The sequence below is a fragment of the Buttiauxella agrestis ATCC 33320 genome, assembly GCF_000735355.1.
In the GTDB taxonomy this organism is placed as follows: Bacteria; Pseudomonadota; Gammaproteobacteria; order Enterobacterales; family Enterobacteriaceae; genus Buttiauxella; species Buttiauxella agrestis.
In genome coordinates, this window is the sequence record NZ_JMPI01000063.1 from 144020 (window position 1) to 157692 (window position 13673).

General features: G+C 50.7%; 9 protein-coding genes. 1 reads left to right on the forward strand and 8 read right to left on the reverse strand.

Translation table 11 applies throughout. From position 1 onward, the window contains the following. Window positions 1-54: 54 nt before the first annotated feature. From tldD to csrD, 8 genes are all read right to left on the reverse strand, one after another. Entirely contained in the window at window positions 55-1500 is a 1446-nt protein-coding gene (tldD, locus tag GBAG_RS18260) for a metalloprotease TldD (protein WP_034498895.1), read from the reverse strand. Between the two features lie 74 nt (window positions 1501-1574). After that, window positions 1575-5375 (reverse strand): AsmA2 domain-containing protein YhdP, encoded by a 3801-nt coding sequence (gene yhdP, locus GBAG_RS18265; RefSeq protein WP_034498896.1) that lies wholly within the window; start codon window positions 5373-5375, stop codon window positions 1575-1577. Window positions 5376-5434: 59 nt separating this feature from the next. Beyond that, window positions 5435-6904: a ribonuclease G gene (gene rng, locus GBAG_RS18270; RefSeq protein ID WP_034498898.1), complete on the reverse strand. Its 1470-nt coding sequence runs from the start codon at window positions 6902-6904 to the stop codon at window positions 5435-5437. After that, window positions 6894-7487, reverse strand: coding sequence for a Maf family protein (locus GBAG_RS18275; protein ID WP_034498901.1), 594 nt, complete (start codon window positions 7485-7487; stop codon window positions 6894-6896). Before GBAG_RS18275 ends, rng begins: the two co-directional genes overlap by 11 nt. Before the next feature lie 8 nt (window positions 7488-7495). Further along, window positions 7496-7984 carry a rod shape-determining protein MreD gene (mreD, locus tag GBAG_RS18280; RefSeq protein ID WP_034498903.1) on the reverse strand — a complete coding sequence of 163 codons (489 nt, stop codon included), beginning with the start codon at window positions 7982-7984 and terminating at the stop codon, window positions 7496-7498. Further along, window positions 7984-9009 (reverse strand): rod shape-determining protein MreC, encoded by a 1026-nt coding sequence (mreC, locus tag GBAG_RS18285; protein ID WP_034498904.1) that lies wholly within the window; start codon window positions 9007-9009, stop codon window positions 7984-7986. Before mreC ends, mreD begins: the two co-directional genes overlap by 1 nt. A 67-nt stretch (window positions 9010-9076) precedes the next feature. Next, window positions 9077-10120, reverse strand: coding sequence for a rod shape-determining protein MreB (gene mreB / locus GBAG_RS18290; RefSeq protein WP_034498906.1), 1044 nt, complete (start codon window positions 10118-10120; stop codon window positions 9077-9079). Between the two features lie 308 nt (window positions 10121-10428). Beyond that, window positions 10429-12369, reverse strand: coding sequence for an RNase E specificity factor CsrD (gene csrD / locus GBAG_RS18295; RefSeq protein ID WP_034498908.1), 1941 nt, complete (start codon window positions 12367-12369; stop codon window positions 10429-10431). Between the two features lie 298 nt (window positions 12370-12667). Here csrD and msrP point away from each other — a divergent pair, with 298 nt between their 5' ends. Continuing rightward, the gene (msrP, locus tag GBAG_RS18300; protein WP_034498910.1) at window positions 12668-13672 is read left to right on the forward strand and encodes a protein-methionine-sulfoxide reductase catalytic subunit MsrP; all 1005 of its coding nucleotides are present in this window, start codon (window positions 12668-12670) and stop codon (window positions 13670-13672) included. Window position 13673 lies beyond the last annotated feature (1 nt).

Consider the following 13673-nt stretch of genomic DNA (forward strand, 5'->3'; position numbering starts at 1 on the left):
AAAATAAAACTGCCGGGATTAACCCGGCAGTTTATGACTATCGAAAGTAGAGTATTACGCTGTGCCGCCAACCGTCAGGTTATCGACTTTAAGCGTTGGCTGGCCGACACCGACAGGCAAACTCTGCCCTTCTTTGCCGCACACACCGACGCCGTTATCCAGTGCCAGGTCATTACCGACCATCGAAATCTGCTGCATGGTTTCGATGCCGGAGCCAATCAGCGTTGCACCTTTAACTGGCGTTGTGACTTTGCCATTTTCGATGAGATACGCTTCGGATGTTGAGAACACAAATTTACCGGATGTGATATCAACCTGCCCGCCACCAAAGTTCGGGGCATAAATACCGTATTCCACGGATTCAATGATCTCTTGCGGCGTCGACTTACCTGCCAGCATGTAGGTGTTAGTCATGCGCGGCATTGGCAAGTGCGCATAAGATTCGCGACGGCCATTCCCCGTTGGCGCAACACCCATCAGGCGAGCATTGAGTTTGTCCTGCATGTAGCCTTTCAGCACGCCGTTTTCAATCAACACATTGTATTGACCCGGAACGCCTTCGTCGTCAATGGCGACTGAACCCCGGCGGTTTGCCATGGTGCCATCATCAACAACGGTACACAGTTCAGAAGCAACCAACTGGCCCATCTGACCGCTGAATACGGAAGTCCCACGACGGTTAAAATCACCTTCTAAACCGTGGCCTACCGCCTCATGCAGCAGAACGCCTGGCCAGCCTGCGCCAAGCACCACCGGGAACATGCCCGCTGGAGCTGCGACGGCAGAAAGAGTCACCAGCGCCATGCGCACAGCTTCTTTCGCCCAGGCATCAGCGCGAACTTCGCCATCAATGGTTTCAAGGAAAAATTCATAACCGAAACGACCGCCGCCGCCGCTAGAACCGCGCTCGCGTTTGCCGTTATCTTCAACCTGAACACTGACAGAAAGTCGTACCAAAGGGCGAACATCTGCCGCCAGAGTGCCGTCAGTTGCCGCCACCAGAATCAATTCATAGACGCCAGTCAGGCTGGCCGTGACTTCCTGAACGCGTTTATCTGCCGCACGAGCCACGCTATCAACACGTTTCAGGATGTCGAGCTTCTCTTCACGCGTCATGCTTTGCAGCGGATCTGCACTGGTATAAAGCGCGCTATGTTGCACCGCACCTAAAGTCTGGACACGACCATTCCCTTTTTCCTGCACAATGCTTCGCGCAGCATGGGCACTTTGTTCCAGCGCTAAAAGACTGACCTGGTCGGCATAAGCAAAACCGGTTTTCTCGCCGCTAACGGCACGCACGCCAACACCTTGATCGATGTTATAAGAGCCATCTTTAATGATGCGGTCTTCCAGCACCCAGGATTCGTGATAACTGGACTGGAAATAGAGATCGCCATAGTCGAGACGACGCTCGGACAATTGTCCCAAAATGGAAAAAAGATCTTGATGGGTTAAGCCATTCGCAGACAGCAACTGCTCACTTACCAGGTTCAGACTCATCGTTTCGCTACTCTTATTTGTCTATCAATTGGAGATATCTATTGAGCTTGCGGCAATTAATGTTCCGCGTCAAATCACTTAGCGTCATTAACCCTTGGCTGGCGAAGCACTTCATTGATTTGCGGTTGGTCTACTGGACCGGTGATGTGGTAGCGCAGCACGGAGATTTTGCTCCACAGCGGCCCCAACACTTTACTGGCAGCAAACACAGCAGCCCCGATAATTGGGTTAACCACAAAGGCAGTCGCAACGCCGACAGTCGCGGAAATTTCAGGTGCCACAACCGCTTCGACATCAAGACGTCGTCGAACCAAATCCACGGAACCTTTCAAGCCGATATCCGCTTCCAGGCCATCCACCAGCGTATCGTCGCTGTGTAACTGACCGTCTTTAATCCACGCCGTGCTGCGAATCGAGTCGAAGTAGAAGCCATCTCCGAAAGTATCGCTGAAGTCAAAACGCAGCTTGCGCATCAACGCATCGACACTGACCAGACGCAATAATTGCCCGGCATGCCCCGTGCCGAGATCTGCAATCTGACCCTTGCCTAATTTGGCGTGCAGGATACCGTTTAATGTCGCCACATCTGGCTGCCAGGGTTTATCGCGCCAGTGCAAATCATAATCGACGTCGAACGACGAACCTTGAATCGGTGTTTTAACGCCGAAGAAGTTAGTCGCTGCATCCAGTTTGCCGCCATGAAGTTTACCTTTTATAGAGGTACGTTCTTCAGCCGGGCTATTAACCCATTGCCCGGAGCCGGTTAGCCTCGCAAATCCCGTATCCACTAAACCATTATCTAATTCCAGGGTGTTTCCTTTGAACGCAAAGTCAGCTTCCATGCGTCCAAATTTTTGCCCCATTAACCAGCATTCAGCGCAACGCAGTTGCACATCAGGCCAGGACCGGAAATCAATTGAACCACGTTCATCAAGGAGTGGATGGCTGGCTGATTTGGTGGAGCCGCTATTCCAGTCAGGGTTGAAATAGAGATACTTGATAGCTGCGCGCCACGGTGCATTATCTTGCATCGTCAGAGAGCCATTCACTTCGCGGCCTTGCGCTTCAACACGCGTGCCGCCCGGTATTGCATGGGAAACCAGACTCAGGTTGTTCCACTGCTGGCCGCCAAGCGTCAAAGACGGGGTTCGCAAGGTGACATTCGTCGGGAATGAGGCTGAATTACCGACGCTATCAGCGGCTCCCTGGCTAAACAGCGCCAGCCACTGCGCACCGTTCATTGCAGGGAGATCGAGTTCCAACCCCGAGTTCTCAGGCAAAGGCGGAGTGGTCTGGCTATTTGAAGCCCAAATAGCCCGATCAAGCGTGAGCTTTTTATTGAGTAACCAACGGCTGGAAAAATGATTTTTTGCACCAGCACTACCAGTCAGATTAAAGCTATTCAGGTCACCTTTTACCGCGACTTTCAACGGCTGGGGCTGACCCGCTGCTTTATCGACAGGTGCAGGTAAGTGACTACTTACATTTTTCAGATCCGCATCGACATTGACCTGATAAGTTGCCTGACCACGGTAAGGGAGTTTTATCGCAACATCACCTTTCCATGGAATGTTACCGCTCAACTCTTTATTGATAGGCTCAGGCAAAATGCCCATTTTTGTTGGCTGCCAGTCGCCCAGCAAATTAACCCCAATCTGGTAATCCTTGTCACCAGTTTTGGTATTAAAATCAATGGTTATAGGCTGATTAAACCACGTTGCTTTCAGCGGTTCACTGTTCAGGTCGCCATTCACAAAGCTGAACTTGCCCGTCAGATTACTCAGGGTGCTGGATAGCGGTTTTATCAACAAAGTATTGTTGTTGAGCTGAACATCGCCTTTTGCCGTTGTCATGGTGCCATCAAGCGGAATATCCAGATGTAAGCGAGCATTCACATCGCCTCCAATCTGGAGCTCATCAAGAGCGGCTGATAACGAATCTTTAAGAGGCGTGTCTTTGAAGTACGGGCCAACCGCACTCCCTGGGCCGCTGATATCAGAATCAATCAACAGCTTTTCTTTAGAGTAATCCGGGATAATCGCCGTAAGGTTACGCCCGGTCACGCCGCCCAGTTTCACTTCATCAGATTTCATCCACAGACCGTCGTTAATGAAATCGAGAGTAATATTCAGGTTTTCTAATGCAGGCCAGTCCGGCTGGAAGGCAAACTTTGCATTACGCAGTGGAACGTAGACTTCAAACTGGCCTTCGTTGTGCAGGTAAGGGAAAAGATGCGGGTTGCCGCCGTAGACCAGCGTCGCATTATCCGCCTCGCCCCCCTGAATCGCGCCGCTGAGGTAATCCACCAGCTCTTTGCCCATCAGGTTTTCAGGGAAATAACGCCAGGCATCTGCGCCATTATGCGTGCTAATTCCAGCCAGAATGCCTAACCAAGGATCGCCATCCTTCGGCTGGTAATAACGGAAATCACCCGCAGCCCAAACCGAGCGTGCTTTAACATCAAGGTTTTTACCATCAAGCTGAAAACCTTCGGCATTTTTCTGCCATTCAAGGGTTGCGACACCGCGTTCAATTTCCAGCGGTGCACGGAACACACCTTCATAAGGCATTTTGGCATCCAGAACCTGCGCATTCAGTTGCCCATGACCAACACTTCCTGTAATCGAGCCAGAGAAATGCTCAACGCCCGGTAACATCTTCCATTGATTCCAACTGACCTCTTTCCAGCGCCCTTGCATACGCGTGTTTTCGGTTTGCTGGAGAGGAATATCAACCGCCAGCACGTCTATATGTCCGCGCGGTTTCAGAGTGGTCCAAATCTCGCCCAGGTCTGGTGAAATTTTCTCAGCGATAGGCAGCAAGCCGGTGAAACTTTCCAGCTCCATGTTTGTTGCACGAATGCGCAATTCGTCACTGCGAGTGCTTTCTTTCCCGCCGACATTTTGTGGAGCAATCCACGCCAGGGCGAGCGAGCCTTTTGGCCAGGTTTTGCCATCAAGCGTGATATTGGTGGAAGGAACAGCAAGGTTCCAGCCCGCGTCAGAACGATTAACGTGGGCCATTAAATTATCAACAGACAACTGATGCGAAGTGCTTTTCCCCGCCCAACTTGCGCCGCCTTGTTTCAGCCAGACGTTGCCCCCGGAAATGTCTCCATCTTTGATATCCATCCAGGCTTCAAGAGTGAATTCAGCGGTTTGCAAATCGACATTATCTTTCATCCAGCGGCCAAGCCACGGTTTCACATCGACGTTATCAGCCTGCAACCAGACCTTGCCAATATTCAGCAAACCGTTTTCGTCACGCAAATCCATGCGCACTTTTGCCAGGCCATGTTGACCGGTAAAGCTCGACAAGCTCACAAGCCCTTCTGCGCGGTGGCGATTTTTTGTGTTGAGCCAGGTGAGTTGTGGAATTGCGAGTTCGGCGCGTTGGCCGGAAAGGGTCAAGAAACTCAGCGAGCTGTCACGCAGATCAAAGTGATCGAACTGGCGTAAAAAGAGATCGCTGATTTGGCCTGGTTCGAATTTACTGTCGCTTTTGTTTTGGCTCAGCGGCGTGTTGGTGCGCAGCTGCAATTGATAAAAAGTGAGATCGCGAAATTGCCAACGCGCATGCAGCAGGCTTTGCCAGAGATCGAGCGCTAACGTGACGCGTTTTACGCTCATTTCGCCGCCGTCTTTCAGGCCCGCTTTGATATCGCGCACATCGAGCGTCGGGCCGTAATTCTCCCAGCTTGCTTTTATCTGGCTGGCATCGACAGGCGTGCCTGTCATGGCTTCGATTTTATCGAGTAGCGCTGGCCGCCAGGCATCGAGATGCGGCAAAACCAGCCGCAGACCACTCACCAGCAGTGCGACGATAACGATAAGCGTAGCGCCAGTGAATAGCAAAATGCCGGGCAGTCGCCTCACGTATATCTCCTTATCTACCGCCGGGGCGGAACTCAAAACTGCACTATCCGTGCAGCGAGTTACATCATAACAACGTCGAACTGCTCCTGATTATAGAGCGGCTCGATCTGCACTTTGACTTGTTTACCGACAAAAATTTCCACTTCTGCCAGCGAATGGGACTCTTCGCTTTTCAGCGCTTCCCCTACGGCAGGTGATGCATAAACCAGGAAACGATCGGAATCATAAGCATGATGCACACGCACGATTTCACGCATAATTTCATAGCAGACTGTCTCGACCGTTTTCACGGTGCCGCGCCCATGACAGGTTGGACAGTCATTGCAAAGCACATGTTCAACGCTTTCACGAGTACGTTTGCGCGTCATTTCAACCAGACCAAGCTGTGAGAAACCATTGATACTGGTTTTGACCCGGTCTTTACTCAGCGCCTGTTCGAGCGAATGCAGCACACGTCGGCGATGGTCTTCATTACTCATATCAATGAAATCAATAATGATAATGCCGCCCAGATTACGCAAACGTAACTGGCGGGCAATCGCCTGAGTCGCTTCGATGTTGGTGTTGAAAATAGTATCGTCAAGATTGCGATGGCCGACAAAAGCACCGGTGTTGATATCAACGGTGGTCATCGCTTCCGTTTGATCAATCACTAAATAGCCGCCAGATTTCAGCTCGACCTTACGTTCCAGCGCGCGCTGAATTTCGTTCTCAACGTCAAACAAGTCAAAAATAGGCTGACGACCGCTGTAGTGTTCAATTTTTTCGTGCATTTCCGGCATGTATTCTGCGGTGAATTCCAGCAGCATGTCGTAAGTCAGACGGGAATCGACGCGAATACGGTCGAGTGCCGCATCGGCAAAATCACGCAGCACACGCTGTGCCAGCGCCAATTCACCGTAAAGCTGGCAGCGGGTTTTGTTACGCTTTTTGCGCTCGCTGACTTTCGTCCAGACACGCTTTAAATATGCCGCATCTGACGCTAAATCGTCTTCACAGACGCCTTCAGCCGCGGTACGAATAATGAACCCGCCTTGTTCGTCACAATAGGCATTAACGACGCGCTTCAGGCGCTCACGTTCGGCTTCGCTTTCAATACGCTGAGAAACACCCACGTGCGAAGCGCCCGGCATAAAGACCAAATAGCGGGAAGGCAGCGTGATGTCAGTTGTCAGACGTGCACCTTTGGTGCCCAGCGGGTCTTTCACCACTTGCACCATTAAATCCTGGCCCTGACGAACTAATTCTGAGATGTCACGTACTGTGAAGTTTTTTCGCTCTTCACCTGCCACACATTCGGTATGCGGCATGATGTCAGAAGCGTGGAGAAACGCTGCCTTATCAAGGCCAATATCTACAAATGCCGCCTGCATACCCGGAAGCACCCGGCTAACACGACCTTTGTAGATATTCCCTACGATCCCGCGACGTGCTTCGCGTTCAATATGAATCTCTTGCAGTATTCCACCATCAATGTAAGCCACCCGAGTTTCCGATGGGGTCACGTTGACTAATAATTCAGCCGTCATGTTTTCCTCGTCCATCACGCAATGCGTGAAAATTACTCAGCAATTCATAGGTTTCAACTAGCGGTAAACCGACTACTGCATGATAGCTGCCATTAATCTTCCTGACAAAACAGCCACCAAGCCCTTGAATACCGTATGCACCTGCTTTATCCATAGGTTCACCGCTGGCAACGTAACCGGCGATATCTTGTTCTGATAATGCACGAAATGTCACTTCAGTCGTCACCAGACAATCCAGCAACGATTCACTATCTGCCAGCGCTACCGCCGTCATGACTTGATGCTGGTTGCCGGACAACATTCGCAGCATTGCAACTGCATGTTGTTCATCTTTAGGCTTTTCCAGCACGTTGCCGTTGTAGATAACAATAGTATCTGCACCCAAAACAGGTAAATCGCGGGGTACAAGCGCCACGCCCGCACGCGCTTTATCACGCGCCAGGCGTACAACATATTGTTGCGCGCTTTCATGATTAAGTCGTTGTTCTTCAACATCGGTAATAATGCGCTCAAATGAGACGCCCAACTGCGTCAGAAGCTCCTGACGACGTGGGGAACCCGATGCAAGATACAAAGATGTCATGTTAAATCCTATTGCACAGCAAATTGTTGGCGAATTTTACGCATCAGCAAGAAAATCCATGGCCAGAGCACGCCATTCACGACGCTACTCCAGAAGATTTCCGGACGGAAAGAGACGTTGATGACTAAAAACTCAGACCAGAAAACAATGACATCCGTCATCAGCGACAACAGCATAACGACCAGAGCCTGTTGCCAAAGCGCCAGATTACGGAATAGCTGATATTTCAACGCCACCAGATAAGCAACGATGCTCAGAGACAACGCCCGCACGCCAAGGGTGGAACCACTGATCAGATCCAGTATGGCACCCACCACAAAACCTGTGCCCACATTTACGCGGTGCGGCAATGCCAATATCCAGTACAGCAGGATCAGTAAAACCCAGTCCGGACGATAGACTTTCAAATCGTCAGGCCAGGGCATTACTTGTAATAGCAAGGCGATAAGGAAAGAGAGCCAGATTACCCAACGCCCCTGGCTACGATAACTTCCCACTACTCCCCTCCCTGGGTCGCAGGAGCAGGAGAACCGGAGTTCACCGCAGGAGTCTGTACCACTCCCGTTGCCGGAGGTGGTACAGGAGCCGGAGCTGGCGGGCCAACAGAATCAGCCGGAGGTAAAACCTGCGGCATCATTTGCATCAAACGCTCATTGGCAACACGATGCACTTCATCCGGTGGCATCGGGGTTTTCCCTTCGCGATCCGCGCCCCATAACAGCAACAGATAACGCAGACGTTGCAAGCCAGCGGTTGGGCGTGCCTGAATCACGGTGTAAGCACGTTGAGTATCCAGTTTCACCGAAGAAACGACACCCACAGGGTAACCTTCCGGGAAACGACCACCCAAGCCCGACGTCACCAACACATCGCCTACGCGGATGTCAGTGTTAGCCGGCAAATGTTCCAGTTGCAGATCGTCAGTGCAGCCATTACCCGCCGCAATAATACGAATATCATTACGCAGAACCTGAATAGGCAGCGCATGGGTCGCATCGCAGATCAGCAAAACGCGGCTAGTGAGTTTCGCTACCGCGACAACCTGCCCAACAACCCCTTTATCACTAATGACAGGCTGGCCTTCATAAACTCCGTTGACGCTGCCTTTATCAATAACCACCTGGTCACTGTAAGGATCGTTAACGGTTGAAATAACCTGTGTCACCATTTTTTGCTCGTCTTGACGCAACGGTGAGCCAAGCAGTTCGCGCAGGCGTGCGTTTTCCTGACGATATTGACCCATCATCAGTAATTCGCTGTTTTTCAGGATCAACTCCTGACGCAGTGCACGATTTTCGAGTTCTAGCTGGTCGCGTGATGCCAGTGTTTGCGAGACGCTGTCGAGCAATTCACGGGGACCATTTGAGACAAAATAGAAAGGGCTGACGGCAGTATCCATATACGTTCGAATCTGACTGAACGTACCCAGGCGACTATCGGCAATCATTACACCAATCGCCACCAGCACCGCCAAAATCAGGCGAAACTGTAACGAAGGGCCACGGCTAAAAATTGGCTTCATAGGCTATGCGTATTCCAGGGCCAGCAAGAAAGGGCAGTCTTAATGACTGCCCCTTACGTGCGGCTGATTACTCTTCGCTGAACAAGTCGCCGCCGTGCATGTCGATCATCTCCAGTGCCTTGCCGCCGCCACGGGCTACGCAAGTCAATGGATCTTCTGCAACTACTACCGGAATGCCTGTTTCTTCCATCAGCAGACGGTCAAGGTTACGCAGCAATGCGCCGCCACCGGTCAGAACCATACCGCGCTCAGAGATATCGGACGCCAGTTCTGGCGGACACTGCTCCAGTGCAACCATCACCGCACTCACGATCCCCGTCAATGGCTCTTGCAGGGCTTCGAGGATTTCATTGGAATTCAGGGTAAAGCCGCGTGGAACACCCTCAGCCAGGTTACGACCACGAACTTCGATTTCAAGCACTTCATCGCCTGGGTAAGCAGAACCGATTTCGTGTTTGATACGTTCAGCGGTTGCTTCACCAATCAGTGAACCGTAGTTACGGCGCACATAATTAATGATGGCTTCATCAAAGCGGTCACCACCAATACGAACGGAAGAGGAGTAAACCACACCGTTCAGAGAGATAACGGCAACTTCAGTTGTACCACCACCGATATCCACAACCATAGAACCGGTTGCTTCAGAAACTGGCAGGCCAGCACCGATAGCCGCAGCCATTGGCTCTTCAATCAGGAAGACTTCACGAGCACCAGCGCCTTGAGCGGATTCACGGATTGCACGACGCTCAACCTGAGTTGCACCGACTGGCACACACACCAAAACGCGCGGGCTTGGGCGCATAAAGCTATTGCTATGCACTTGTTTAATGAAGTGTTGCAGCATTTTTTCGGTCACGAAGAAATCGGCGATAACGCCATCTTTCATCGGACGGATAGCTGCGATATTGCCAGGGGTACGACCCAGCATCTGTTTAGCATCATGGCCTACGGCCGCAACACTTTTAGGTGAACCGGCACGATCCTGGCGAATGGCCACGACCGATGGCTCATTCAATACGATGCCTTGTCCTTTTACATAAATCAGGGTATTCGCGGTACCCAGGTCAATGGACAGGTCATTGGAAAACATGCCACGAAATTTTTTCAACATACTAAGGGATAATCCTGAAAGCTGGGGCGGAAACAAAATCCGCTTACTTTACCAACCACTCATTGCAGCGACAAGGCGCAAAAATGTTCTGCAATGGTGAAAAATTGTGCAGTTTACTACGACTGTTACACCTTCGACACGTTTATCCCCAAAATGCAGAGGAAATAAACAAACGCTGTAGGTTAAACGAACAGTGCAAGGAAGCAAACTGGGTTCATTTCGTGCTTCAACAATCTGGTCAGCAGGCGTATTCGCCCCCTTGAGATGCAGCGCGCGTTATTCTACGTGAAATATTTATAAACGGCAGGTTAAACCGAATATCTTTGCGAATATTTTTTCACGTTGCTATCGAGGGGTTGTGAGGCGGCAAATAAATCGCCCTGAGCACCCGTCACGCCTTTCTCCACCAGTGTCTGCCATTCACTTCGAGTTCTTACTCCCACCGCAAAAACTTGCGTCTGAGTCCCGTTACATGCTTCAACCAGGCTTTGAACAAACAGCTGATTTTCGGCTCGTTTCTCAATGTTTCGCACAAGCCCTGGGTGCAGTTTTATCAACTCAACATCCAACTCTTTAATATAAGACGTACCGACTACGGTCAAACCGGCCTGAGACACAGCAATTCTGGCTCCCAGCGCTTTGATTAAACGAACCACAGGTTGTAAACGGCTGATGTGTTGACAAACATCTGCCTCTGCAAGTTCAAAAAGAATACGTCGGCGTAAAGATTTTTCTGACTGCATCAGTGCATCACGCAGCCAACGCTGGAAGGGTACGCGAATTAATGATTCGACAGAGACCTGAATTGCCAGCGTTTCCTCTGGCCAGAAACCGACTAACGGTAACAAACGTGCAATGGTTTGTCGGTCATATTGCTCCGATAAACCAAACTGTTTCACCATCGGCAAATATTCCGCCGCCAGCACTTCTTGCTCGCCGTCGAAAATTCGACACATGATTTCACGGTGGTGCACATAGCCATCGCGCTTAACCGACGGCTTTTGATAAAATCGTGGGCCACCACGCTGCAAGACTTGCTCAATGAGCGTACGCCATTTAACGTTGCCGCGCCCTTTTTCAGGCAAAGTATCGTCATACACCGACCAACCGTTGGTTCCCTGCAAGGAAGCGTTTCGCGTCGCCACCTCTGCATTCTCCATCACTTGTTCTTTGGTTTGCCCACTACGCCAGGCGCAAATACCGATGTGCATCATGTCATTACGGTCGAGCATCCGTGTCGGCGGTAACGAATCAACGGCTTTTAATAGCTGACTGGCGATGCTATCGGCTTCTTTTAATGTGCGATGCGGTAACAGAACGGCAAAATCGCTGCGGAAGTAGCGTGCCAGCAAAGCACCCGGATAGCGCATCACAAATGTCGATAGCATATTAATAATGGTAAACAAATATTCTTCTACTGCACTTCGCCCCCACGTTTCATGCAAGGTATCAAAGTCCGGCAAACGAATGATCATCACCACCCCGTGCGCACCAACTTGTTCTTGCTCATCAAGTAAAGTGGCCAGTTGGTTATCAAAAAACAGACGATTGTTCAGGCCAGTTTTCGCATCCTGGGCGGCGAAAGCACGAATTAACGTATCCATTCTGCTCCGTTGATCGCTGGCATTCTGTAGATCGGATAGCAGCAAATCGAGTGCGCTGCTGGCTTGAGGCGGCCATTCCAGCACCGAACCACGCGCCCCAACGCCGCGCTCACCGTTGAGGATACGGCGTGCCCTATCCTCCAGTAACTCTTGCCCGGCGAGTTGCTTTTTCATCCAGCGAATAGCAAAGAACAGCACGATTAGCATGAAGCCGACCGTGATAGAAAGGGGGACTGTCGTGAATAAAGAGTTGTAGTAATTCGCCACCGGATCGCGATATGTCAGGCTCAGAAACGTCCCTGGATGCTTCATTAGCTCAACGGTCACGGTGCGAAAACTGTAGCTGTTTCCCAACAAGCTATAGGTTTGGGCCAGTTGATGTTGATAAACGGTGTTATCGCCTATTTTGAAATCGACCTCGGTGATATCAATGGGGACCATCACTTCGTTGAGGCGTTTGATCAAATCTTGCGGGGAACTTGAAACCAGTTCGTTATCAATAATGGTGGCAACCGCAACCACGCGTTGATGAACTTTAAAGTGCATCGCATTGAAGAAGCTTAATGAACAACCGACGAGCGTCACAAAAATCGCGAGGCCGGTCAGTAGTGTCATAAAAGCAGAAAGTTTCGTCGTTAATCGCATCCTTGTGTTAACTCCGTTTGGTGAAGATATACTGCCAAAACACCCTAAGGCCTCATCTGATGCGGCATTACATAGCAAAAGCGCTGGCCTGGCAAACGCAGTGAACAGATTTTCACCCTTTGTTTCACCCGGCATTCTTTACACACCAGATTTCAAGTATAGCCTTCAGCCATTTTTTTCCCATGAACGTGATTCCAGCGTTGCCTGAGAGCGTCTAATTTTCAATTTTTTGTGACATATTCGCAGGGTTGTTCGTTCTCCGTCATGCTTAACGTATTAAGCAACGCAGGAGTTTAAGATGAAGAAGGTCACGCGCTTTACCGAAGCAGATGTCACAGCCGAATCCGTTTTTATGATGAAACGCCGTCAGGTACTGAAAGCGCTGGGGATCAGTGCCGCCGCTCTCTCCATTCCTCAAACGACACATGCCGATATTCTTTCCTGGTTTAAAGGCAATGACAGGCCACCGGCACCGTCGGGCAAACCGCTGCAATTTAGCCAACCCGAGCAGTGGCAATCAAAACTTGCCATGACACCAGAAGACAAAGTCACCGGATACAATAACTTTTATGAGTTCGGGTTAGATAAAGCCGACCCCGCAGCCAACGCCGGTAGCCTCAAAACCGATCCGTGGAAAATCACTATCAGCGGCGAAGTGGCAAAACCCCAAACTCTCGATCTGGACGATCTGTATAAGAAATTCCCGCTGGAGCAGCGAATCTATCGCATGCGTTGTGTTGAAGCCTGGTCGATGGTGGTGCCGTGGATTGGTTTCCCATTGAGCAAGTTGCTGGCGATGGTTGAACCCACCAGCAAGGCGAAATATGTCGCCTTTGAAACCCTTTATGATCCGGAACAAATGCCGGGGCAAAAAGACCGCTTTATTGGCGGCGGGTTAAAATATCCCTACGTGGAGGGTCTGCGTCTCGATGAAGCCATGAATCCTTTAACGTTGCTCACGGTCGGTGTTTATGGCAAAGCCCTCCCGCCACAAAACGGGGCTCCAATTCGACTCACCGTGCCGTGGAAATATGGTTTCAAAGGGATTAAGTCGATTGTCAGCATTAAATTAGTCAGCGAATTACCGCCCACGACCTGGAATATGGCCGCTCCCAACGAATACGGATTTTATGCCAACGTTAACCCGAACGTAGAGCACCCGCGCTGGTCGCAAGCAAGCGAAAGATTCATTGGTTCTGGTGGTGTGCTCGATGTGAAACGTCAGCCGACGCTGCTGTTTAATGGCTATGCCGATCAGGTCGCTTCGTTGTATCGCGGCTTAAATCTGAAGGAGAACTTCTAAC